Source organism: Rhodococcus sp. MSC1_016 (genome assembly GCF_023667485.2).
Taxonomy (GTDB): Bacteria; Actinomycetota; Actinomycetes; order Mycobacteriales; family Mycobacteriaceae; genus Rhodococcus_F; species Rhodococcus_F oxybenzonivorans.
In genome coordinates this window covers 6,744,568-6,767,710 of record NZ_JAMOZI020000001.1, presented here as the reverse complement: position 1 = coordinate 6,767,710, position 23,143 = coordinate 6,744,568, and the positions used below count along the sequence as shown (strand labels likewise).

General features: G+C 62.8%; 19 protein-coding genes. 10 read left to right on the top strand and 9 right to left on the bottom strand.

What is annotated here, in order from left to right:
* Positions 1-292: 292 nt before the first annotated feature.
* Both L1080_RS31575 and L1080_RS31570 read right to left on the bottom strand, forming a co-directional pair.
* Complete coding sequence (locus tag L1080_RS31575; RefSeq protein WP_250769489.1) at positions 293-1,306, bottom strand: alcohol dehydrogenase catalytic domain-containing protein; 1,014 nt, start codon at positions 1,304-1,306, stop codon at positions 293-295.
* Between the two features lie 300 nt (positions 1,307-1,606).
* On the bottom strand, positions 1,607-1,987 hold the full coding sequence (locus tag L1080_RS31570) for an ArsR/SmtB family transcription factor (RefSeq protein ID WP_159924000.1): 381 nt from the start codon (positions 1,985-1,987) through the stop codon (positions 1,607-1,609).
* A gap of 37 nt (positions 1,988-2,024) precedes the next feature.
* On the opposite strand from L1080_RS31570, the gene L1080_RS31565 reads away from it, so the two are divergent.
* The gene (locus L1080_RS31565) at positions 2,025-3,341 is read left to right on the top strand and encodes an MFS transporter (protein WP_250769491.1); all 1,317 of its coding nucleotides are present in this window, start codon (positions 2,025-2,027) and stop codon (positions 3,339-3,341) included.
* Between the two features lie 55 nt (positions 3,342-3,396).
* Here the strand turns inward: L1080_RS31565 and L1080_RS31560 are convergent, their stop codons facing one another.
* From L1080_RS31560 to L1080_RS31540, 5 genes are all read right to left on the bottom strand, one after another.
* Positions 3,397-6,738, bottom strand: coding sequence for a protein kinase domain-containing protein (locus L1080_RS31560; RefSeq protein ID WP_250769494.1), 3,342 nt, complete (start codon positions 6,736-6,738; stop codon positions 3,397-3,399).
* 96 nt (positions 6,739-6,834) lie between these two features.
* On the bottom strand, positions 6,835-7,269 hold the full coding sequence (locus tag L1080_RS31555) for a DUF5313 family protein (protein ID WP_109333442.1): 435 nt from the start codon (positions 7,267-7,269) through the stop codon (positions 6,835-6,837).
* 49 nt (positions 7,270-7,318) lie between these two features.
* A complete protein-coding gene (locus tag L1080_RS31550) occupies positions 7,319-7,795 on the bottom strand; it encodes a MarR family winged helix-turn-helix transcriptional regulator (protein ID WP_109333444.1) in 477 nt (158 codons plus the stop codon).
* Positions 7,796-7,857: 62 nt separating this feature from the next.
* Positions 7,858-8,550 carry a hydrogen peroxide-dependent heme synthase gene (gene hemQ / locus L1080_RS31545; RefSeq protein ID WP_250769497.1) on the bottom strand — a complete coding sequence of 231 codons (693 nt, stop codon included), beginning with the start codon at positions 8,548-8,550 and terminating at the stop codon, positions 7,858-7,860.
* A gap of 6 nt (positions 8,551-8,556) precedes the next feature.
* Entirely contained in the window at positions 8,557-9,384 is an 828-nt protein-coding gene (locus L1080_RS31540; protein WP_159923994.1) for a sulfurtransferase, read from the bottom strand.
* Between the two features lie 97 nt (positions 9,385-9,481).
* Between L1080_RS31540 and L1080_RS31535 the strand changes: the two genes are divergently transcribed.
* The 7 genes from L1080_RS31535 to L1080_RS31505 all read left to right on the top strand — a co-directional run bounded on the left by L1080_RS31535 (position 9,482) and on the right by L1080_RS31505 (position 18,417).
* Positions 9,482-11,164 carry a nitrite/sulfite reductase gene (locus tag L1080_RS31535; protein WP_159923992.1) on the top strand — a complete coding sequence of 561 codons (1,683 nt, stop codon included), beginning with the start codon at positions 9,482-9,484 and terminating at the stop codon, positions 11,162-11,164.
* Positions 11,161-12,243 (top strand): histidinol-phosphate transaminase, encoded by a 1,083-nt coding sequence (hisC, locus tag L1080_RS31530; RefSeq protein WP_250769499.1) that lies wholly within the window; start codon positions 11,161-11,163, stop codon positions 12,241-12,243. Before L1080_RS31535 ends, hisC begins: the two co-directional genes overlap by 4 nt.
* Positions 12,244-12,748: 505 nt before the next feature.
* Positions 12,749-13,939: an acyl-CoA dehydrogenase family protein gene (locus L1080_RS31525; RefSeq protein WP_159923988.1), complete on the top strand. Its 1,191-nt coding sequence runs from the start codon at positions 12,749-12,751 to the stop codon at positions 13,937-13,939.
* Positions 13,936-15,147, top strand: a complete 1,212-nt coding sequence (locus L1080_RS31520; RefSeq protein ID WP_159923986.1) for a CaiB/BaiF CoA transferase family protein — start codon at positions 13,936-13,938, stop codon at positions 15,145-15,147. Before L1080_RS31525 ends, L1080_RS31520 begins: the two co-directional genes overlap by 4 nt.
* Before the next feature lie 10 nt (positions 15,148-15,157).
* Positions 15,158-16,135, top strand: a complete 978-nt coding sequence (locus L1080_RS31515) for an HpcH/HpaI aldolase/citrate lyase family protein (protein WP_109333456.1) — start codon at positions 15,158-15,160, stop codon at positions 16,133-16,135.
* A gap of 2 nt (positions 16,136-16,137) precedes the next feature.
* The gene (locus tag L1080_RS31510; RefSeq protein ID WP_201453405.1) at positions 16,138-16,668 is read left to right on the top strand and encodes a MaoC family dehydratase; all 531 of its coding nucleotides are present in this window, start codon (positions 16,138-16,140) and stop codon (positions 16,666-16,668) included.
* A gap of 312 nt (positions 16,669-16,980) precedes the next feature.
* Positions 16,981-18,417 (top strand): aldehyde dehydrogenase family protein, encoded by a 1,437-nt coding sequence (locus L1080_RS31505; RefSeq protein WP_159923984.1) that lies wholly within the window; start codon positions 16,981-16,983, stop codon positions 18,415-18,417.
* A 114-nt stretch (positions 18,418-18,531) separates the two neighbouring features.
* Here the strand turns inward: L1080_RS31505 and L1080_RS31500 are convergent, their stop codons facing one another.
* A complete protein-coding gene (locus L1080_RS31500; RefSeq protein ID WP_250769503.1) occupies positions 18,532-19,218 on the bottom strand; it encodes a DNA alkylation repair protein in 687 nt (228 codons plus the stop codon).
* Positions 19,219-19,249: 31 nt separating this feature from the next.
* On the bottom strand, positions 19,250-20,176 hold the full coding sequence (locus L1080_RS31495; protein WP_250769506.1) for a helix-turn-helix transcriptional regulator: 927 nt from the start codon (positions 20,174-20,176) through the stop codon (positions 19,250-19,252).
* 168 nt (positions 20,177-20,344) lie between these two features.
* Between L1080_RS31495 and L1080_RS31490 the strand changes: the two genes are divergently transcribed.
* Positions 20,345-21,601: an MFS transporter gene (locus tag L1080_RS31490; protein ID WP_250769509.1), complete on the top strand. Its 1,257-nt coding sequence runs from the start codon at positions 20,345-20,347 to the stop codon at positions 21,599-21,601.
* Between the two features lie 232 nt (positions 21,602-21,833).
* Positions 21,834-23,039 (top strand): alpha/beta hydrolase, encoded by a 1,206-nt coding sequence (locus L1080_RS31485; protein WP_250769512.1) that lies wholly within the window; start codon positions 21,834-21,836, stop codon positions 23,037-23,039.
* Positions 23,040-23,143: the final 104 nt, after the last annotated feature.

Sequence of the window (23,143 nt, the reverse complement as noted above, 5' to 3'; positions counted from 1 at the left end):
CTTGCCCGACCGCGAACCACACCGACCACACGGGAGGCTCGGCGACCACGACGTCCATCCTGTGCCGCTGTGCGGTACGCCGTGTCAGTATCGAGTATGTGCACGGTTTCACAGAAAGTCAATGGAGGTCGAGGTGGAATACCGTCGGTTGCCGTCGCGGCGCCTGGGCAGAGTTCATGGCGGAGATTCAGCACTCGCGCATCTCATGAAGGTGTCGAGCACGCTCAGACGGGTAGATGATTCTTACTTCCATCCAAGGAACCTTTGGCGCAACGCATTCCGTAAAGACGGTTTACATCGTGAGGACCATGCGATAGCGCGCCCGTCCTTCCTCCATCGCGGCATAGGCCTCCGCGGCTCGGGCCAGTGGTCGTTCCTCGATTCGGGCGCGCACTCCCGACAAGACAGCGAATTGCATGGTCTCTTCGACGTCTCGGGCGGTACCGGAGGGGTGGCCGGTCACGGTGATGCCCGGAGTGATCAGCTGAAGGGGGCTGATGGGCAATGGCTCGGGCGTGACGCCGACCACCTTGAGTTCGCCGCGCGGAAGCAGCCCGCCGATCATCTCCCCCATCGCCTTCGAGTTCGCGGCAGTCGCCAGAATGACCGCCACGCCCCCCAGTGCCCGCAGAGCTTGACTGACGTCGCCCTCAGTGGAGTCGATGTAGTGATGGGCGCCGAGTGCACGAGCGTCCTCGCGCTTGTCGGCGCCACGGGCGACAGCGATCGTTTCAAATCCCATCGCCCGTGCGAACTGCACTCCGAGGTGGCCGAGACCGCCGATTCCGAGGATGGCAACCCGGTCACCCGCGACAGCCTTGGATTTCCGTAGCGCGTCGTAAGTTGTGACGCCGGCACAGCTCATCGGCGCTGCCTCAGTTAAGGAAAGTTCACTCGGTATCCGGGCGAGTGCGTTGGCAGGCACTGTCACCGACTCGGCATAGCCTCCGGGGTATTGCCAACTCGGCACCTGCAGCTTCTCGCAGTAGATGAAGGCACCTTGACGGCAGGGGATGCATTGGCCGCAATGTCCCCCGAACCAACCTACCGAGACCCGGTCGCCAACTGTGTAGTCGTCGACCCCGGCACCGAGTTCGGCAATCGTTCCGGCAATCTCGTGCCCAGGGGTGAGAGGCCAGGACATGCCGGGAAATGCGCCGTTGACGAAGGCGTGGTCGGTACCGCAGACTCCGCAGGAAGAGACGGCGATCCGCACGTAATTACGTGGGGGTGAAGTGGTTTCGACATCGACCACCGTCATCGGTTCGCCGGCGGACCGAACGTGAACAGCGTGATGAGTAGGCATGCAGATCCTCACTGTCGGGCCGGGCGCCGCTGTGCGCGATTCCCGGCGTGCTCGTCGGAGAATGATGAGCATTCGAATCCACCCTCGAATTGCGGTAGACGCTGCGACGCCACAATCCGGCGCACCGCGCGACGCCACAGGCAGAACTGAGTGGCCGAGCCCGAGTCTCGAGAGGGGACCCAGGCCGGCATCGTGAGCCATCGAAGCCCATACCTCAGTCAAACGCCTGAGCTGCGCTCCTGACAAGAGTGACAGAGATCAAAACATCCGAGAGTGGGCCGAACCTCCGCGGGCATGAGCTCACAGAACATCGCCGTCGGCCGGTTGCCAGTTGAGAACAAGCTCCACGAGGCCGGGGAAACGTTCATTGAGGTCCTCGAGCCGAACGCGGCTACGGCGCTCGAGACCATGCTGCCGCTGCCGGATGACGCCCGCTTCCCTGAGGGCCTTGAAATGATGGGTGAGGCTCGACTTCGGGCGGTCGAAGCCGAACCAACCGCACGTGTGGTCGTACTCCTCGGAGTCCGTCAGGAGTCGCTTGACGATTGTCAGCCGGAGCGGGTCGGCAAGAACGCCCATCACTCGCTCCAGGCGTAGTGCGGACGTTGCCGGTTCAGGGAGCGGCGGCGGCAGAGCCGCCTCGCTGTCTGTCTTGCGGTAAGTCGGTGCGAGGCGAGTCATAAATCCACCATAGCCGAAGTACGAAACTTGTCGTACTATGAAGTACGAATATTTACGTACTGGTACGGTCAGTATCGAACAGGAGGACCTTCGTATGGAGACATCGATCCCCCGAAGGAAGCTGCAATGGTCCCTGGCGGCCGCAAGCACAGTGACAGCCATATTCGTACTATCGAATGCGCCTACGCCGCTGTACGCGCACTGGCAGGCCGCCTGGGGTTTCAGCTCCGGAACCTTGACCATCGTTTTCGGCGCGTACATGGTTGGATTGATCAGCACGCTCGTCGTCGCCGGTAAACTCGCCGACCGACACGGACGAAAGGTCGTTCTCGTTCCCGGCCTGATTGCCGCAGTAGTGGCGTCCTCACTCTTCCTGTTGGCCACCGACGTCTTATGGTTATTCGCGGCCAGACTCTTGGCGGGTGTCGCAGTGGGCGCGGCCGTCACCGCAGGGATGTCGGCAACGATCGATCTTGCACCTGAACACCGCCGCCGAGCAGGTTCCAAGATCGCCTCTGCAGCTATGGTGTTCGGCGCCGGGCTCGGCCCAATGCTGTCCGGTGCCCTTACACAAGCGGTGGCTACGCCTCAGCTCTGGATATTCGGGATCGTGGTTTCCATATCCTTATTTGCACTAGTCCTCGCAACAAAGCTACCGCTTCAACGCGCCATCGTAGAGCGACGCCCTTCTGATCCCCTCTGGACGTGGCCTTCGGCTCCTCGTCCCAATCGACGCGAACTGGCATGGGGGATCGCAGCCTTCGCCCCAGGAATAACGTCGACGTCCTTCTTTCTGTCCCTGGGTCCAACCGTCCTCGTCACTGGGATCGGCAATCACAGCGCCCTACTCGCCGGGGTGACGGCATGCAGCATGTTCCTGGTGGCAACCGGCATTCAGTTCGCCCTTGCCCGTTTCGATTTCCGGACCCACCTGGCGTTGAGTTCGATAGCCGCGATTGCCTCGATGTCGTCCCTCATAGTGAGCATTACCGTCTCCTCGACACCCGCGGTGTTCGTCATTGCTGCGGGTCTTGCCGGTGCCGCGCAGGGCCTGGGGCAGCTGGCCGCCCTGACGCTGATAAGCACCCGGGTCCCACAACGAAACGGCGCGGAATCCAACGCGGCACTCAACATCGCCGGTTACATCCCGGCTGCTTTACTTCCCGTGGGAACCGGTTACCTCATACAGTTCACCTCCTTCCACTCGGCCGTCACCACCTTCGCTGCAATCGTCATCGTGTGCGCACTCATCGCACTTGTGGCCGTGCGGATCAGTACAGGTCGGCACTCAGATAACGCTGTCCGAGGAAATGTAGCGATCTGCGAACAGGCCGACGACGCGATTCTGGTCTGAGTCGGCATCCATGACGGTCGGTACCGGCGCTGCAGGTGCGAGGTTCTGCTCGTCACTACTCCGGAGGCCGGCCGGCAACCCACGCGGCGATCTGCGTTCGCGACGTGAAGCCGAGCTTGGACAAGATATGTTCGACATGCCCTTGCGCCGTGCGTTGTGCGATGACCAACCGCTCGGCGATCTGTCTATTGGTCAACCCCTCTGCGACGAGGTTCGCCACTTCGCGTTCACGGCGGGTCAATGCGACCGGGGTATCCGACAGAGACGTCTTTGCACCCTGCGACTGCCTGCCGAGGGCGAACGCGACTGCCTCGTCGTCACCCAAATTCCGGCCATACAGAAGTTGCCGTTGGTATTCCCGCTCGGAAAGCGCCCGGCGGGTCCATTGTTCACACTCCCGCTGATAGTGAGTCTTGTCGAGGAAGGTCGAAACCGACCCGCCGATCTCGCGCCACATGCCTTCCGCTGCGCCGAGCAAGGTCGCGGCACGAACTGCATGGCGTTGGTCGGCTTCCACCCAAGCCAAGACTTGGAGGCACCGAGCGACGCCGACCTGGTCATCCACTTGGCTCGACAGCCGCAGACCCTCCTCGAGCACAGCCACAGCACCCGCCAGCTCACCTTCGATCCACAATGCCCATCCGCCGGTCATACATGATCGTCCGCGGTACACGATTTCGCCGTGTTGTTCGGTCAGCGAATACATTTCCTCATGACACTGGTACCCCGTTCGCGCGTCACCTGTCGAGATGCTGCAAAACTCGAGACCTAACAGACTGGCGATACGACAGAAAAGGTAGTTCTCGTCCACTGCAGCGGTGACGGCGTTGTTGAACGAGGCAGCCGCGCGCACCGGGTCGGCGCTGTACAGCGCCAGACATCCGGCGGCGAAATGTGCCAACGCGGGGAGCGAGCTATCGGGGCCTTGATCGGTCCCAGCATCAGCCTCGGCGAGTAGCGCCGCCTCGTCAGCGGTGTCGCCTTGCATGCCGGCGAGAACACTGGACTGGTAAAGAACTTTGGTGCGATCAGCTGTGGGCTGCCTGTCGTGCGCCTGCAGAAGCCGTCCGAACCAGAGGCGGCCTTCGCTGAGGTGTCCCCGGGAGATCCAGTAAGGGAAGAGCGCGGACGCGATGTGTAGACCGGTTTCAGCTCCTTCCGGTGATTCTGAACAGAATCGTAGGATGTCTCGTAGGTTGGGCTGTTCGCGGTCGAGCCGGCGAATACAGTCCAGTTGCCGGGGGCTCACCCAGTCCGTCTCCGCTCCGACGACCAGTTTCTGGTACCAGCAGCGATGCCGTTCCCGCAGAACTGCGAGGCCGCCTAGTCCCTGGAGTTTTTCCCGCCCGTAGTCTCGCAGGGTTTCGAGGAGGCGGTAGCGGACCACCGAACCTGCTTCTTCCTTGATCACGATCGATTTGTCGACCAAGGCTGCAAGCAGGTCGAGTAGATCGGCCGACGCGATGGCGCCGGCACAAATGTCGTCGGCCGCATCGAGTTCGAAGCTGCCGGCGAATATCGTCAACCGCGCCCACAGTTGCTGTTCGTCGGGCGAGCACAGCTCGTAACTCCAATCGATAGACATTCGGAGTGTCTGCTGGCGACTCGGCGCTGCACGACTGCCAAGTTTCAACAACTGAAGTCGATCGGTCAGTCGATCGAGCACTTGCTGCACGGACATCGCTCTCAAGCGCACCGCTGCCAGCTCGATGGAGAGCGGAAGCCCGTCCAGCCGCTGACAAATCGCAGTCACGGCGGACTGGTTCTCGGCCGTCAGTTCGAAGTCGGGTTGAACTGTCGTTGCCCGCTCGACGAAGAGCATGACGGATTCGTATTGTGGTAGCTCTCGAAGCGATGGAACACGCCGGTCATCCGGGACCGAGAGCGGGGGTACGCGCAGCACCACCTCCCCGGCAAGTCCTACAGGCTCGCGACTCGTCGCCAGGATGCGCAGTCCCGGGCACGATCGCAACAGCGTATTTGCCTGTGCAGCCACCGCTTCGAGCAGATGCTCACAATTGTCGAAAACGAGAAGCAGCTGCTTGTCGGCGAGATACTCGGTGAGCGCCGACAGGGCGGAGTTACCCGATTGGTGGCGGCACCCCAGGGCCTCCGAGATGGTATTGGTCACCAGCTGTGCATCCCGCAGCTCCCCCAGCTCGACCAACCAGACTCCGTTCGCAAATCCTCGCCGCGCATCGTGGGCGACCCGAAGAGCAAGCCGCGTCTTGCCGACGCCGCCCATACCTGTGAGTGTGACGATCCTGGAGGCCGCGAGCTGTCGGCGTGTCTCAGCAATCTCGTGTCGGCGACCGACGAAGCCGGTCAAATCAAGGGGAAGGTTTCCAGCACTACCACGCCGCCGCGGCGAAGAGTCAGCACTGTTTCCGACTGCTGAGGCCACTTCTGCAGTATTCGGCGTTGCGTGGCCTGGAAGTGTGCGCCCACTCACCAGCCCGCCGGGCGAGGGAGGACCGACTGAGTCCTGCCGAGAACCGTTTGGAATGGCCATGTCGTCGACACGAAGGCCGTGTCGTGCCTGTGCAGTCTGCAGTTGGTGCCCGAATTCTTCGGCGGTGGCAAACCGGTTCGCCGGGTCGCGAGCCATCGCTCGTTCGACGATCTCCCGGACGTCACCTGGAACCTCCTGATCCTCGAGGCGAGGTACGGGTGCCGTGGTGATGCGAAGAAACTGGGCGACTACTTGCTCACCCTCTTGCCGTTCGAACGGTGCGTGCGCGGTGATGACGCAGAAAAGTGTCGTACCTAAGCTGTAGATGTCGGAAGCCGCGTTAGGGGGACCGCCGGCGAGGACCTCGGGGGCGGTGAAAGCCGGCGAGCCGGTGATAGTACCTTCCACGGTCTGGAAGGCACCGGCGATGTGAGCGATGCCGAAGTCGGTCAGCTGAGGGTCGTCGTAGTCGGTGAGCAGGATGTTCGCTGGCTTGACGTCGCGGTGCAGGACACCGACCCGGTGCGTGGCCTCCAGTGCACCCGCGATCTTCACGCCCAAGCGGAGTGCTTCGGACCAGCCCAGCGGGCCGGATAGTCGAAGCCGGGCCTGGAGTGAGTCTTGTGGATGGTATTGCATCACCAGGTAAGGACGCCCGCTGGCGGTCGAACCGACATTGAGAACGCTGACGATATTCGGGTGTCCTGTGAGGCGTCCCATCGCGCGTTGTTCGCGAAAGAAGCGGGCTCGGTTCTCTTCGTCCAAATGCGCGGTCAGGACCTTCACCGCCACCGTTCGATCCAGCATCGGTTGTCTACAGCGGTACACCACGCCGAATCCACCGCGGCCGATTTCTCGCACGTCCTCGAAGCCGACCGCAGTCAATTCACCTGCGACCGCGTCCAGGTCGGCGCGCTGTGTATCTTGCGATCCAGGTTCCGTCATCGGACTGCTTCAATCCGGAGGCTGACACAGCTTCCTCAGGAAATCCAGCGTACATTCACGCGGGTTCCAGAAGGACCGGTCACCCGATCTGCGATGCTAGGCGAGTTCGTTCCCGCTCCGTCGCAGTTCTACATGCCCAAGGTGCGCCGGGCCGTGAAGTCTCTCGTATGCCGCCTTTTCTGCTTCGTGCTGAGAGGCCTTCTTCGGATTCTCGAGATCGGGCGGTAATCCGTGACGCTCGAGTCGTCGTGCACGATTCTGGGCCATGTAGGACACCGCGTAGAAGAGGGCGAGCAGGAGGCCGAGCAGAATCATCGAGCCGCGCAACCACAAGGGACCGGGAAAAAGCAGGAAGGCGGCGAAGACGGGGATGAACGGCACCATGCTGCGTACGAGGTGCCGTGGAACCGCCCGATCCCCTGTCAGGTCGTTTCGAACCCAGTCCTGCATCGAGTGAGGGAGTTTGCGGCCTAGCGCGTATCCGAGCCATTGGATCGGGCTCGGCCGTGTGCGTTCGGTCTGTCGCGACATCACGAATCCTGTTCACATTGCGCTGAGGTTGATATCGACGCCTGGGCCGTCAGTGGTCCAGCGCTCCCGCTCGAAGCGCGGCTTGATTGATTCGGGTGAGGATCTTGTGGAGTTCTTCGAGTTCGGTCAAGCTGACGCCGAGCTTGTCGATGACGGCCGGCGGAATTTTTTCGGCCTCGGCACGGAGTGCAACTCCGGCATCGGTCAACTCGACGTTCAGTTGCCGCTCGTCGGCCCGGCTGCGGGTCCTCGTGATCAATCCGGAAGCCTCGAGGCGTTTGAGGAGCGGCGAGAGGGTTGGGGAATCGAGTTGCAAGGCTGTGCCAATCTCCTTGACAGCCATCGGCGACTTCCCCCAGAGGGCGAGCATCACCAGGTACTGCGGATGGGTCAACCCCATCGGCTCGAGCAGTGGACGGTAGACGGAGAGAACGGCTCGGTTCGCGATGGCGAGCGCAAAACACACCTGCCGATCGAGCGCGAGCAAGTCGTTACCCGCGATTCGCTGGTCACTGTCCAAGGTCATAAGATCACGATACCAGAATGGTTAGTGCGATAATTAATATTGCACTAACCATTCTGGCCGGTTCACGGGAGTGAATCGATGAGGACGCCCAGCTCCGTGCGAGGCCCCGAGAAGAAGGGCGTCTCCAGCCGAACATGACGACGCGCGTCCGTCGCGCGCAAATCCCGCATCATGTCCACGATTCGACTGGGATCGGACGCCTCGAACGCCAGGATCCATTCGTAGTCACTCAACCCGAAGGAACTCACGGTATTGGCCCGCACGTCCGCGTAGTTGCGGGCCGCACGACCGTGCTCGGCAAGCTGGCGGCGCCGTTCCGGGTCCGGCAGCAGATACCACTCCAGTGACCGATTGAACGGGTACACACAGACGAACCGCCCCGGTTGCTCATCGGCCACGTAGGCGGCGATGTGACTGCGGTTGAATTCGGCGGGCCGGTGAAGCGCGGCCGCACTCCACACCGGGGCGCATGCGCGCCCGAGGGAGCAACGCCGAAAATGCGAGTACGCGCGTTGCAATTCCTCGACGGACTCGGCATGCGTCCAGACCATGAAATCAGCGTCTGCGCGCAGACCCGAGACGTCGTAGATACCGCGGACGGTGACACCCAATTCTGCGAACCCGTCGAAGGCGGCCTGCGCGTCCTCGGCAACGCCGCCCCGCAGGTCCGGAAGTGCACCTGCGGTCACCTTGAAAACCGTGAACATCATATAGCGGACCCGTTGGTTGAGTTCGTTGATGCGAGAGCGCGACACGGCTGATTACTTCTCGACCGGTACGCCGACCAACGAGCCGTATTCGACCCACGAGCCGTCGTAGTTTCGAACTTCGGAATAGCCCAGCAGTTCGTGGAGTACGAACCAGCTGTGTGCCGAACGTTCTCCGATCCTGCAGTAGACGATGATGTCGTTCACCTCGTCGAGACCCGCATCGGCGTAGAGAGCACGGAGATCGTCCTCCCCCAGAAACGTGCCGTCGTCGGCTGCCGTCTTTGACCACGGAACGTTGACAGCCGTCGGAATATGCCCGGCAACCTGCGGTTGTTCTTGCGGGTAATGCGCCGGGGCGAGGATCTTGCCAGAGAATTCGTCGGGAGAGCGGACGTCGACAATGCTTGACCCTCCGATCTGCTCGATAACCTCGTCGCGGTGCGCGCGAATCCCGGACACTGGTTCCGAGGCGACGTAGTTGGTGCCCGGTCGGCTGACGTCGTCGCTCGAGAGCGGGCGTCCGTCGAGTTCCCACTTCTTGCGTCCGCCGTCGAGCAGCCGCACGTCTCGGTGCCCGTATAGCTTGAAGTACCAGTAGGCGTAGGCGGCGAACCAGTTGTTGTTTCCGCCGTACAGAATCACCGTATCGCTGTTCGCGATACCTTTGGCGGACAGAAGCTTTTCGAACGATCGCTTGTCGATGAAGTCGCGGCGGACCGGATCTTGCAGATCGCGCTTCCAGTCGATACGAACAGCGCCGTCGATGTGGTTGATGTCGTATTGCGCGGTGTCCTCGTCCACCTCCACCAGTACGACATCAGGGTCCTGCCCGTGGTCGACGACCCAGTCGGCGTCGACCAGAAAAGTACTTCTGCTCATGTTCATCCTTCACTCGGGCAAATAGGTAGCGCATACATAGTTAGCACACGATCTATTCGTGCGCTATATTTTGGGTCACCTACTTGGAGGACCATCGATGACGACACCGAGAACCCGCCCCACCGCGGTGAAGCCCCTACGAAAAGAGGGGCAGTGGGCACAGGGCGAACGCGAGCCCCTCAACGTGAACGAAAAGGTGAAGCAGGACGACGACGGCCTCAATGTCCGCAAGCGGATCGAGGAGGTGTACTGCCACACCGGTGTCGCCGGCATCGACCCGACTGATCGACGCAGTCGCTTTCGCTGGTGGGGCCTCTACACCCAGCGAGCACCAGGCATCGACGGTGGCCGAACCGCCACCCTGACCCCTGAGGAGCTCGAGGATGAGCACTTCATGCTCCGGATCCGAATCGACGGTGGGGCTCTGACAACCGAGCAGCTAAGGGTCGTCGGCGAAGTCTCCAGGCAATTCGCCCGCGATACAGCGGATTTGACCGACCGTCAAAATGTTCAGCTCCACTGGATTCGAGTGGAGGATTTGCCGGAGATCTGGCGTCGACTCGAAGGTGTCGGCCTGACGACCGCAGAATCCGCGGGGGACACTCCCCGTGTCGTACTCGGTTCACCCATGGCCGGAATCGCTGCCGACGAAGTCCTCGACGCTACGCCGGCCGTACATGAAATCACCCGACGGTTGATCGCCAACCCCGAATACTCCAACCTGCCTCGCAAGTTCAAGACCGCCATCTCCGGACTGCAGGACGTGGTTCACGAGATCAACGATGTCGCGTTCATCGGGGTAGAACACCCGGACTTCGGCCCAGGACTCGACGTCTGGGTCGGCGGTGGACTCTCGACTAATCCTCGGATCGGCGAGCGCCTGGGTGCCTGGGTGCCGCTCGAGGACGTGCCCGACGTGTGGATCGGCATCGTGTCCCTCTTTCGTGACCACGGGTACCGACGCCTGCGGGCGAAGGCGCGGCTCAAGTTTCTGGTGGCGGACTGGGGCGTCGAAAAGTTCCGCAACGTGCTGGAGCAGGAGTACCTCGGACGGCCGATGGCAGACGGGCCCGCACCGGAACCGCTCGACGAACCACGCGACCACGTCGGTATTCAGCGCCAGAAGAATGGTCTCCACGCGGTAGGAATCGCACCCGTCGTCGGCAGGGTCGGCGGAACCATGCTCATCAACCTCGCGGATGCGGCCGAAGCCGCCGGGTCGCGTCGAGTCCGCATCACCCCGATGCAGAAACTGGTAGTACTCGACGTGCCTGACGAGCACATCGGCTCACTGCAATCCGACCTTTACACCCTCGGATTCCCGTCGCGGCCGACGCCGTGGCGACGAAGCACCATGGCATGCACCGGCATCGAATTCTGCAAGTACGGAATCGTCGAGACCAAGGCGCGGGCGGCCACTGTCATCACCGAGGTCGAACAACGCCTGACCGATATCGAGGATCAGCTCGAACACCCGATCACTGTGCATTTCAACGGTTGCCCGAATTCCTGTGCACGGATACAAGTCGCAGACATCGGACTCAAAGGAATGATCGTCACCGACGCCAACTCGAACCAGGTAGAGGGATTCCAGGTGCATCTCGGGGGCAGCCTCGGCTTGGACACAAGCTTCGGGCGCAAGTTGCGTGGCCACAAACTACCTGCGACCGAGGTCGCCGACTACGTCGAACGCGTGGTTCGCCGCTATGTCGCCGATCGCGTCGAAGCAGAGAAGTTCGCGTCCTGGGTGCAGCGTGCCGCCGAATCTGATCTCACATGATTCGGCATCGCGCCGGCATCCTCAAAATGGACGGTTACGTACCCGGGCACGTCGGGCCACTCGCTCGCCAGGTAGCGATGCTTGCCTCGAACGAATCACCCTTCCCCCTGCCGGAGAGGGTGCAGGCAGCGATCCGCTCCAGCATCACGCACACGAACCGCTACCCCGACTTCGCAAGCAGCGACCTGACCGGCGCTCTCGCGCAACGATGGCATCTCCCGGCCGATCACGTCGTCGTCGACAGTGGATCGAGCACCCTGCTGCGCAACATCGTCATCGCCTGCGCCGGCCCCGGAACCGATGTGCTCTACCCGTGGCCGTCCTTCCCGAGTTACGAACACGCGGCGCAATTAGTGGGCGCAACCCCCATTCGAGTCGCGCTCACCTCCGAGTACCGACTTGACCTGAACCGCATCGCCGCCGCAATCACCGACCGCACACGTGTGGTGTTCCTGTGCCTTCCCAATAACCCCACCGGCACGACCGTCGATCATGCCGCCCTCGAATCCTTCTTGGAGGCTGTGCCCGACGATTTGGTCGTCGTGGTCGACGAATGCTACCGCGAGTTCGTCACCGATCCGAACGCGGCCAGCGGTCCCAGACTTCTCGGGCGATTTCCCAACGTTGTCGTCCTGAAGTCACTGTCGAAGTCAGCAGGTTTGGCCGGGCTGCGTATCGGATATGCACTGTCGTCCCCGGAAGTCTGCGCCCTCCTCCGGGCGGTACAGGTTCCCTTCTCCGTCTCGTCTGTCGCCCAGGCTGCTGCCCTCGCATGTCTCGAGCCCGAGGTGACGAGTGCACTCGAATCCCGAATCACCGCAACGGTCTCGGAGCGAAGACGGATTTCTCGTGCGTTGTCGGCCGAGGGAGTCGAGGTCGTTCCCAGCCAGGCCAATTTCTTGTTCCTCCCCCGGCAACACTATGCCATGGCGAAGGTTCGACAGCTGGCGGATCGCAGTGTGCTCGTCCGACAGATCGGACCCGAGGGAATTCGAGTCTCCATAGGCAGCCGGCGCGACAACGACCATCTACTCGCGTGCGTTGACGTTTTGATCGACCGGCAGGCCATGGGCGGTTAGACACCAGATGAGCGCCCCCTTCCGCGGACAATCGCAGTCGAGCCAGAGCGGAATCCAGGGCGGTCTTCTACCGGCGCACAGCCGCGGCATGATGTGCGCCGACGGGCCGACCGCGTCGGTCTAGGGACACCATCCAGGCACTTCCCGCGCCTGGCATTCCGCACCGAAACTGAGACCGCGCGCCTTCGACCGCGCGGGGAGCGCTGCGGCAGAACGGTCGAAGTTTTCGAGCCGTGGCCCCATGGCACCGACCGGACGCGGCACTGAGACTGTCGACCTGTCTCTGATAGACATACCGTGCTAACTAGCGGCACGATTCCACCGCCCCACCTCCCCGTTTCGGATACTTGGGACGAGACCCTCGCACGCCTTGACGCGCACAAAAACACCTTTGCAGTCGCTGTAGCCATGCTGAACGGGGTTGACTCCATCGACGTTCGTACGGCATTCTTATCTGTATCGGAACACTGTGCCGCTAGACGGCACACACGAAGGGTTGAGTCTTATGACTGCTGTAGTTGGCGACGTCGAGTCGCCCGGAAGCGAATATCTCACCGAAGAGCGTCTCGCGATTCAGGCAATGGCACGGGAATTCGCCGCCAAGGAAGTACTGCCGGTGGCGAACGAACTCGACCCGGTCAAGGGCGACATCCCAATGGAACTGCGCCGGAAGATGGCGGATCTGGGATTCTTCGGTGTCCTCATTCCGGAGGAGTACGGCGGACTGGGCCTCGGGGTCTTCGAGTACGCCGTCATCGTCGAGGAACTCGCACGCGCGTGGATGAGTGTGTCGAGTTTGATTGCTCGTGGGCAGCAGTTCACAGCGGGATTCACCGAAGAGCAGCGCCGAAAGTATCTACCGCGCATGGCGACTGGAGATTTCCTCAGCGCGTTTGCTCTTTCCGAGCCCGATGCAGGATCCGATGTGGCCGCTCTGTCGACAAGGGCGTCCAGGGACGCAGACGGGTGGCGGATCAGCGGCCAGAAGATGTGGTGCACGTTCGCCGACGGAGCCGACTACCTCCAGGTTTTTGCGCGTACCGCACCGCTCGATCGGGAACATCGCTCCCGAGGAATCAGTTGCTTCATCATGCCGAAACCTCGCGGGGAGCTGCCTGAGGGCGTCACAGGTACCCCGGTGCGCAAGATCGGTTACCACGGATGGCGAACGTGGGAGCTTTCGTTCGACAACGCATACGCCGCATCCGATGCCCTGGTCGGGCCGGAGGGCGAAGGTTTCAAAGTCGCCATGGGAGACCTGGAGACCGCCCGGGTCCATACCGCCGCACGAGCGATCGGTGTCGCCCGGGGGGCCCTCGAGGACTCGATTGCCTATGTGCAGCAACGTGTTCAGTTTGGCCGGCCAATCGGGGACAACCAGGCAATACGATTCAAGATCGCACACATGGCCACCGAGGTAGAGGCAGCGCGTTCACTGATGTATCGCGTATGCGCGGCAGTCGACGCGGGGAAGTCGAGCCCGGTGGAGGCGTCCATGGTCAAGTACTTCGCGACGGAAATGGCCGAGCGGGTAACCAGCGAGGCACTTCACATTCACGGTGGTGCTGGCTACACCACCGATTTCGCCGTCGAACGGCACTGGCGGGACGCGAAGCTGACAAAAATCTTCGAGGGCACCTCAGAGATCCAGTTGAAGATCATCTCGGACTCGATCCTCGGAAGGCCGGCGCGATGAAATCCCCGACCGAGGGACCACTGAACGATGTGGTGGTGGTCGACCTGACCACAATGCTCGCCGGCCCTTTCGCCACCATGGTTCTGGCGGATCTGGGCGCCGACGTGATCAAGGTCGAACCGCCTCACGGTGATTTCATCCGAGCACAGGGACCGTTCGCACCCGACGACGAATTACGCGCGTTCGGCGGATATTTCCAGAGCGTCAATCGCAACAAACGCGGGGTCGTGCTCGACCTCACCACCGAAGCGGGTCGCTCCTCGCTGCTCGAACTCGTCGCCCACGCCGACGTCGTCGTGGAGAACTTTCGTCACGGGGTCATGGACCGGCTCGGACTGTCGTACGAGCGTCTCCGCGAAGCCAATCCGCACCTGGTGTACGCGGCGATCCGCGGATTCGGTGACGAACGCACCGGCAGCAGCCCGATGCGGGACTGGCCCGCCTACGACATCACCGTCCAAGCTCTCAGTGGCCTGATGGAAATCACAGGTGAACCCGGCCGCCCCCCGATCAAGACGGGTCCCGGGCTCGGTGATACCGTGCCGGCACTGTTTGCGGCTATCGGCGTGCTTTCGGCCGTGCACCGTGCGCGTCGCGACGGGGTGGGTAGTTTCGTTGACGTATCGATGTACGACGCCATGCTGGCAATGTGCGAACGAACCGTGTACCAGCACTCCTACACAGGGGATGTGCCGACGCGTCAAGGAAATAGCCATCCCCTGCTCTGTCCTTTCGATGTTGTCCCCGCCGCTGATGGGTGGGTCAGTATCGCTGCGCCGGGCGATAATCACTGGAAGCAACTCTGCGTGGTAATCGGTCGCCCCGAGTTGGCAACCGACAGTCGCACATCGGACAACGTCAGGCGACTCGCGAATCGTGACTTCACCATGTCTGCGATCACCGAGTGGACCACCACGCGGACCAAGAATCAGATCGTAAAAGCACTGAGCGGCAAGGTGCCTGTCGCGCCGGTCAATACCGTCGAGGACATCTACACCGATCCACATGTACACGCCCGAAACATGCTGGTCGAGGTCGAGCATCCCGGCGTACCCCGTCCGCTGACGATTGCCAATACCCCGATCAAATTCGCGGATGCTCCCCCGACCCGCCTCCGGCGAGCGCCACTGCTCGGCGAGCATACCGACGAAGTGTTGGGCCGGCCCGAGAGCACCACAGCCATCTACCAACTCGAAGAAACAAGATAAGGGAGATTCAATGACGAAAACGCAACGACCGCGGCGGTCCTGCCTCGCCGTCCCCGGCTCGAGCCCGAAGATGATCGAGAAGGCGAAGGGCCTCGACGCTGATCAGGTCTTTCTCGACCTCGAAGATGCCTGCGCACCACTCGCGAAGCCCGGCGCACGAAAAACCATTGTCGCCGCACTCAACGAAGGCGGCTGGGGATCGAAGATCCGCGTAGTGCGAGTCAACGACCTCACCACCCATTGGACCTACCGAGACGTGGTGGAGGTCGTCGAGGGAGCGGGTGAGAACCTCGACTGCATCATGCTTCCCAAGGTGCAGTCCGCAGCACAGATCGCCTGGCTGGACCTGACTTTGACGCAGATCGAAAAGACTATGGGGTTCGAGGTCGGGCGTATCGGCATCGAAGCGCAGATCGAGGATGCCGCCGGACTGATCAACGTCGACGAGATCGCGGCCGCTTCGGCGCGCACCGAAACAATTATCTTCGGACCGGCAGACTTCATGGCAAGCATCAATATGAAGTCACTGGTCATCGGTGAGCAGCCCCCAGGCTACGAGATCGGGGATGCATTCCACTACCCGCTGATGCGGATCTTGATGGCGGCTCGGGCGAACGGGTTACAGGCGATCGACGGTCCCTACGTGCAGATCCGAAACGTCGACGGCTTCCGCCAGGTAGCCGGCCGCGCCGCCGCCCTCGGCTACGACGGAAAATGGGTGCTGCACCCTGGCCAGATCGAGGCGGCCAACCATACCTTCAGTCCCGCACAAGCCGACTACGACCATGCCGAGAACATTCTCGCCGCCTACGAGTGGTTTACCTCTGATCGAGGGGGCCGCAAGGGCGCCGTCATGCTCGGCGACGAGATGATCGATGAAGCTTCCCGCAAGATGGCCCTGGTCATCGCAGGTCAGGGCCGCGCCGCGGGCATGGAACGCCTCGACGTGTGGCAGGCCGAACCCGAAACCGTGAAGACTGGAGTCTGAACATGACAACCATCGAAAAAGAACAGAACATGCAGTTCGGCCGTTACCTGGAGGACTTCGAGGTCGGCGCCATTTACAAGCACTGGCCAGGCAAGACCGTCACCGAGTACGACGACCACTTGTTCTGTCTCCTCACGATGAACCACCATCCCTTGCACATCAACAGTCACTTCGCCGGCGAGACGACCGATTTTGGCCGCAACGTGGTGGTGGGCAACTACATCTACTCGCTGCTGCTCGGCATGTCGGTACAGGATGTCTCCGGCAAGGCGATCGCCAACCTCGAGATCGAATCACTGCGGCACGTCAAACCCACGTTCCACGGTGACACGATCTACGGTGAAACCCAGGTCCTGGAAGTTACCCCCTCGAAGTCGAAGGCGGACCGGGGCGTCGTGTACGTCGAAACCCGTGGCTACAAGCAGGACGGGCAAATCGTGTGCATTTTCAGACGCAAAGTGCTCGTACCCAAGCGAAGCTACGGTGACACACACGGCGGCGATCAACCCGCTCGCCCCGCGCCACACGCGTAGTCGACTACGCGGGATCATTCACACCCTCGTCGTCGGTGACCAACCGGCAAGCTCGATTGTGCCGGACCGATATGGGTATTTTCGTTTCCCCCCGATCGTCCCGGGAGTGGGCTGGGTGTCCACCCGATCAGTGAAGCACCCAGCCCGCCCCATGGACGTTCATACGCCAGCCGCACCGAACCCCGATTCGGCTGTGCTTGACAGAGATCGCTGAGGCGATCGACGCTATAAAGCAGAAACGCTGTGCCGATGTGCGGCCTCACCGAGACGTGACCGGCGGCCACGCGGTGCACACTCGAAGAAGGAAGCACCATGCGAGAACGGTACGGAGCGTTCGTCGGCGGACATGACGAGCCCACCAAGGGTGGGCAGTACTTTTCCACCCGCGACCCCGCAACAGGCGAGGTCATCGCCGAGGTTGCGCTCGGTCAGGCGGAAGACATCGACTCAGCTGTTGCCGTAGCGCAGGGCGCCTTCGCCTCATGGCGTGATACTCCGGCCGCCAACCGCGGTCGTATCCTGCTCGAGATAGCTCGCACACTGCGACTACACGCGGAGGACCTCGCCCGAATCGAAACGCTGGACACTGGTCAGACGCTCTCACAGTCGAAGATAGATATCGAGACCGCCGCACGATACTTCGAGTACTACGGTGGAGCCGCAGACAAGGTCCACGGCGAGACGATCCCACTCGGACCCGACTATCTCTCGTATACCCGTAATGAACCGTTCGGTGTCATCGGTGTCGTCACCCCATGGAACGCGCCGATCAACCAGGCCGCGCGGGCGATTGCCCCGGCGCTCGCGATGGGCAATGTGGTGGTTCTCAAACCCGCGGAAGACACACCACTGTCTGCCCTCGAGATGAGCCGCTTCGCCGTGGAAGCCGGATTACCCGCAGGTATCCTGAATGTCGTCCCCGGGTTTGGCGCCGACGCAGGCGCTGCGCTGACAGGCCACGCCCTCGTCCGCAAGATTGTCTTCACCGGTTCAGTCGAAACTGGCCGGGCCATTATGCAAGCCGCCGCCCGACGACTGATTCCGCTAACCCTCGAGTTGGGCGGTAAGTCGCCCAACATAGTTTTCGGCGACGCCGACCTCGACGCCGCGGCGGCAGGCGCGTGGACTGCCTTCACCACCAAGGCTGGACAGGTGTGTTCTGCCGGCAGCCGGTTACTTGTGCATTCATCAGTGCACGACGAGTTGGTCGACAGGCTCGTCCTTCAAGCGAAGACTACGGTCATTGGACCGGGCATCGAGGACCCCGACATCGGATCCTTGGCCACCCGCGGCCAATTCGACAAGGTCCGCTCCTATCTCGAGCTGGGACCCCGTGAAGGTGCACGCGTCGCGGCAGGTGGAAAAGTGGCCGACATCGGACGGCTCGGCCGCGGGTTGTTCATCGAGCCGACAGTCTTCGTCGACGTCGACAACACCATGCGCGTGGCCCGCGAAGAAATCTTCGGCCCAGTGCTGACCGTGCTCCGATTCGATTCTGACCGAGAGGCAGTCGAAATCGCCAACGACAGCGACTACGGACTTGTCGCGGGCGTGTGGACCCAAGATCTCGGCCGCGCTCACCGTGTCGCCGGTGCCATCGAGGCGGGCCAGGTGTTCATCAACGAGTACTTCGCTGGTGGTGTCGAAACCCCGTTCGGAGGCTATAAAACAAGCGGGTTCGGGAGAGAGAAGGGCTTTGAGGCACTCAAGCACTACTGTCAACTGAAGACAGTCACCGCCCGCCTGTGATGGCGTTCGAAAACACCGCTGCGCCGCGAGCCGGAAAGGTCAGGCGCCGAGAGGACTAACGCCGCCGCCCGTACCGAATGAGCAGTGGAGCCACGGACGTGAGCTCGAATGCGCCTACTTCTCGTGTTGTCGGTTCACCATCTCGGTGATCCAGACCGGCGCGAAGGGTGAGGTGCAGTTCGGGGGCGTCGGGTAATCCTCGAGCACGTGCAGCCGCTCGCCGATGTCGATGGCGCGGGCGCGGTGCTCGGCGTGCTCGATTCCGATCTGCGCCAAGCAGTGATTCATCGCCCACTGCAAGCGATCCGGGGCATCCTTCATCTGCGCTTCGATGATGTCGAGCAGTCCTGCGAGGTCGAGGCCCTCGGGTTTCTTCGCCACGCGATCGGTGGTCAACGCCCACCCGGCACTCGCGACCACCGGATCCGGATCGGCGAACCAGGCCAGGCGCAGTTCCTCGGCGTGCGGGTTCTTCTTCACGACGTAGTTGACGAGCCAGTCGTGCACCTTGGGTGTGCGCGCCTGACGCAACATGGCATCCAATTCGTCACGCTCGAACGCCTTCGGGCGACAGATCAGGATCGCCAGCAGTCTCGCCGCGCTGTCATCGGTCTCCCAGAGCTCGCGGGCGAGTTCCTGCTGGGTCTCGAGCCGCTTGGCAAGTGCTCGCAGTTTGCCGAGGTTCACGCCGTGGTCGTCACCGTGCTTGACGTTCACCTCGCGGGCCCTCGGGTCCTCGAGCTCTGCCAGCTCGGCCAACACCTCGGCCACCGTTGTGGGGTTCGCCGTCGTCCGAGCCAAGTCTCTCTCCTGTCCGTCGCGTGGAAACAGCCTACGACGAGGGGTCGACACGTTGCTGACCTGCACTATCGACGGCTGTAGTGTTGCCGAGGTTGGTGGCGGCCCAGTTGGCGAGCAGGGTCATGGCGTCGGCCGACGGACTGCCGGGTTCGGGACTGTAGAGGGTCAGCACCAGACCGGGGTCGGCGGGCAACGGCATCGTTTCGTAGCCGATGGTGATGTCGCCGACGACGGGATGGTGAAAATTTTTGGATCCGGTGTAGTGCAGGCGCACATTGTGTTTGGCCCAGCGAACCCGGAATTCCTCGCTGCGGATGGACAATTCGCCGACCAGGTCGGAAATGCTGCGATCGTAGGGGTCGCGGCCGGCGTCGGTGCGCAACAGGTTGACCGAGCTGTCGGCCATCAGGTCCCAGTCGGGGTAGAACTCGCGTGCGCGGGGGTCGAGGAAGCAGAACCGCACGAAGTTGACCGGCTGACTGGGGTCGGGATGTAGTGGGTCCGCGTACAGCGGGCTATAGAAGGCGTACGCCAGCTGGTTTCCGCAGACGAGATCGTGGCGGGCGTTGCGCACGAACGCGGGCCCGAGGTAGTTGTCACACAGCCGCTGCACCATCGGCCGGATGGTCTTGGTGCGGCGGGGTCTGCTCCGCTGTGGTCCGGTAGTGACGGCACGGTGCAGGTCGAACAGGTGGGAGCGTTCGGCGTCGTCGAGTTCCAGGGCACGCGCGATGGCGTCGAGCACCGATTCGGAAACCCCCGTGACCTTGCCGCGCTCGATCTGGGTGTAGTAATCCACCGAGAGCCCGGCCAGGGTGGCGACCTCCTGGCGGCGTAGGCCGGGAACACGGCGTTTTGCGGCGTCGTAGACGGGCAGACCGACGTGCTCGGGGGTGATCTTGGCCCGCCGTGACGCCAGGAACTGGCCGATCTCGGCCGCTCGTTCGGTGGACTCCATAGATGCGACGTTACGACCCACGTGCCGGTGATTGCCAGGTTCTAGCGAGAGGGGTGTCGCCGGCACCCCTCTCATCTTCGCCTCCCACAGCGGCCGTGCGCGGCGTTGCATGGATGCCGGAGCGCACAGGTGCTCCGGATCCGAGCAATGTCGAGACAACGAGGTGACATGACCGCGCAGCCGGCAATACGAATGAAGCCGAACACCAGGCTGCCTGTCCTGGTGTACGTGTTGGCGGCCGGGATCTTCCTGATGGGCACCACCGAATTCATGGTCGCCGGACTTCTGCCCGATGTCGCCGCGGATCTGGGTGTGGATATCGCACAGGCCGGATTGCTGGTCACGGCGTTCGCGGTCGGCATGATCGTCGGGCCACCGGTGATGGCGCTGGCCACGCTGCGCTTGCCTACACGGGTCACCCTGGTGGGTGCGCTGGTGGTGTTCGCGGCCGGGCATATGGTGGCCGCGATGAGCGAATCATTTACCGTGGTGACCGCCTCGCGGGTGGGGACTGCGCTGGCCACCGGCGCATTCTGGGCGACCGGTGCGGTGGTGGCGGCCGCGGTCGCCGGGCCAGGAGCCAGCGCGCGTGCGCTGGGGGTGATGTCGGGCGGGCTCAGCCTGGCCGTGGTCGCGGGTGTGCCGCTAGGCACGTTTGCCGGTCAGTTCAGCGGCTGGCGGGGCCCGTTCTGGATGCTGGCCGTGCTGACAGTTCCGGCGATCGTCGCAGTCGTTCGGTTCACTCCAGCGACCGCGCCCGGGGGTGCCGTGAGGGTGTCTATGCGCTCGGAGATCTCGGCGGTGCGTCCATGGCGCGTGTGGGTGCTGCTGAGTGTGATCGTGCTCGCCCAGGCCGGGTTCCTCGGCGCCTACAGCTTCATCAGCCCGCTGCTGACCGACCGCGCGGGCATCTCCCCCGCGCTGGTGCCGCTGGTACTCGTCGGGTTCGGTGTCGGTGCCCTCGTGGGCACCGCCCTGGGTGGTCGAATCGGCGACCGGTGGCCGCTGCCGACCATCGCCGCGGCGGTGACGCTGACCTCGGTTCTGCTGCTCGTCCTCGCGGCGACCGCAAGCCACTCGGCGATCGTGGTGGGCCTGATCGTTGTTCTGGGTGCCTCCGGGCTCGGGGCGAACCCGGTTCTGATTGCCCAGACCATGCGATTCGCCGGACATGGCTCACGGCTGGCCTCGTCGCTGGCGACCGCGGCCTTCAACCTCGGCACCGCCACCGGATCGGCGTTGGCCGCGACCACCTTGTCGACCTCACTGGATGCGGTCGGCCCGGCGGTACTCGGCGCCGCGATCACCGCCACAGCACTGATACCGATCGCGCTGCTGGCGACCGCCCGGGCGCGTCCTGCCGCTGCCCACACACCTTCCCGACCGTCCGACAAGACGCAGCGGGTCCCCACGTCAGTGGGCTAGAGCGCGGCTGAACACCGGTATCGATAGGAGAAACACAATGCGCCCCAGAATCACCGGGCTGGTCGTCCTCGCACCCTGCACGCCCTCGGCGGTCGCGAGAAGGCCGGACGACTGCCTCGCGAACTCGCGGTGAGATCGACACCGGACTCGACGCCGTCACCGACGCCGGCGGCAACGCCACCCTCACCACCACCGCAGCCTGACCACCCAACAACAGAAGAGGACCACCAGTATGCGTGGAGTAATGATGTATGCCCCCGGCGATGTTCGCGTCGTCGAGCGGGAAAACCCGAAGATCATCGAGCCGACCACCACGATCACCCCGCGCCGAGGCCATCACCGCTGGACCAGAATCGCCGGCGCCGGCATTGCCACGCTCGCCGTCCTGGCCGCATCGGCCTGCTCCGGCGCCGACTCGACCACCTCCGCCGCAGCTCCCGCCTCGCCGGTGGCGAACGTGGCCTCGGGGGACCTGTCCCACGGTGCCGACAACTTCTACACCAGTGACCGGGTCACCATGCAGCCAGTGATTTTCAAGAACCAGTACCAGATGGACGTCTCCGGCAACCTGTTCGTCCCCAAGAACCTCGCCCCCGGCACCCGCGCAGCCGCGATGGTCGTCGGCCACCCCATGGGCGCGGTCAAAGAGCAAAGCGCCAACCTCTACGCCACCAAAATGGCCGAACAAGGCTTCGTCACGCTCGCCCTGGACCTGGCGTTCTGGGGCGGCAGCGCGGGTGAACCCCGCAACGCCGTCGCCCCCGACCTCTACACCGAAACCTTCTCAGCCGGCGTGGACTTCCTGCGCACCCAGGACACCGTCGACCCCGAACGTATCGGCGCACTCGGCATCTGCGGCAGCGGCAGTTTCGTCATTTCCGCCGCCAAGATCGACCCCCGTATCAAAGCCGTCGCCACCGTCAGCATGTACGACATGGGCGCTGCCAACCGCAACGGGCTGGGCCACTCCGTCACCCCCGAGCAACGCCAGGCAATGCTCGCCCAAGCAGCCACGCAGCGTGATGCCGAATTCACCGGCGGCCCCACCGAATACACCAGCGGCACCGTCCATGAACTGGCCGCGGACTCGACCCCTATCGAACGCGAGTTCTACGACTTCTACCGCACACAGCGCGGAGCATTCACCCCCGAAGGCACCACCCCGGACCTGACCACGCACCCGACGTTGTCGAGCAACGCGAAGTTCATGAACTTCTACCCCTTCAACGACATCGAGACCATCTCGCCCCGCCCGATGCTGTTCGTCACCGGTGAAAATGCCCACTCCCGCGAGTTCAGTGAAGAGGCCTATCGCCTCGCCGGTGACCGCAAGGAACTGGTGATCGTGCCCGGCGCCGGTCACGTCGACCTCTACGACCGCACTGAATTGATTCCGTTCGACAAGCTGTCCGAGTTCTACACCCAGAACCTCGCCTGACGGCATGTGAGCAGTCATCGAGCCCCGGTGAGGACACCTATGACCCGGAATAGAAGTCCCGACAATCACGATCGAGCAGGAACCGGTGCGATCGGGCTGGCCAT

Bases quoted from the DNA above. Each gene is read 5' to 3' on its own strand.
- L1080_RS31570 (WP_159924000.1), bottom strand. From the start codon at position 1,987: ATGACTCGCCTCGCACCGACTTACCGCAAGACAGACAGCGAGGCGGCT.
- L1080_RS31550 (WP_109333444.1), bottom strand. From the start codon at position 7,795: ATGACCTTGGACAGTGACCAGCGAATCGCGGGTAACGACTTGCTCGCG.
- L1080_RS31495 (WP_250769506.1), bottom strand. From the start codon at position 20,176: ATGGAGTCCACCGAACGAGCGGCCGAGATCGGCCAGTTCCTGGCGTCA.
- L1080_RS31560 (WP_250769494.1), bottom strand. From the start codon at position 6,738: ATGACGGAACCTGGATCGCAAGATACACAGCGCGCCGACCTGGACGCG.
- L1080_RS31515 (WP_109333456.1), top strand. From the start codon at position 15,158: ATGACGAAAACGCAACGACCGCGGCGGTCCTGCCTCGCCGTCCCCGGC.
- L1080_RS31540 (WP_159923994.1), bottom strand. From the start codon at position 9,384: ATGAGCAGAAGTACTTTTCTGGTCGACGCCGACTGGGTCGTCGACCAC.
- L1080_RS31525 (WP_159923988.1), top strand. From the start codon at position 12,749: ATGACTGCTGTAGTTGGCGACGTCGAGTCGCCCGGAAGCGAATATCTC.
- L1080_RS31535 (WP_159923992.1), top strand. From the start codon at position 9,482: ATGACGACACCGAGAACCCGCCCCACCGCGGTGAAGCCCCTACGAAAA.
- L1080_RS31485 (WP_250769512.1), top strand. From the start codon at position 21,834: ATGCGTGGAGTAATGATGTATGCCCCCGGCGATGTTCGCGTCGTCGAG.
- hisC (WP_250769499.1), top strand. From the start codon at position 11,161: ATGATTCGGCATCGCGCCGGCATCCTCAAAATGGACGGTTACGTACCC.
- L1080_RS31565 (WP_250769491.1), top strand. From the start codon at position 2,025: ATGAAGTACGAATATTTACGTACTGGTACGGTCAGTATCGAACAGGAG.
- L1080_RS31555 (WP_109333442.1), bottom strand. From the start codon at position 7,269: ATGTCGCGACAGACCGAACGCACACGGCCGAGCCCGATCCAATGGCTC.
- L1080_RS31575 (WP_250769489.1), bottom strand. From the start codon at position 1,306: ATGCCTACTCATCACGCTGTTCACGTTCGGTCCGCCGGCGAACCGATG.
- L1080_RS31505 (WP_159923984.1), top strand. From the start codon at position 16,981: ATGCGAGAACGGTACGGAGCGTTCGTCGGCGGACATGACGAGCCCACC.
- L1080_RS31520 (WP_159923986.1), top strand. From the start codon at position 13,936: ATGAAATCCCCGACCGAGGGACCACTGAACGATGTGGTGGTGGTCGAC.
- L1080_RS31510 (WP_201453405.1), top strand. From the start codon at position 16,138: ATGACAACCATCGAAAAAGAACAGAACATGCAGTTCGGCCGTTACCTG.
- L1080_RS31490 (WP_250769509.1), top strand. From the start codon at position 20,345: ATGACCGCGCAGCCGGCAATACGAATGAAGCCGAACACCAGGCTGCCT.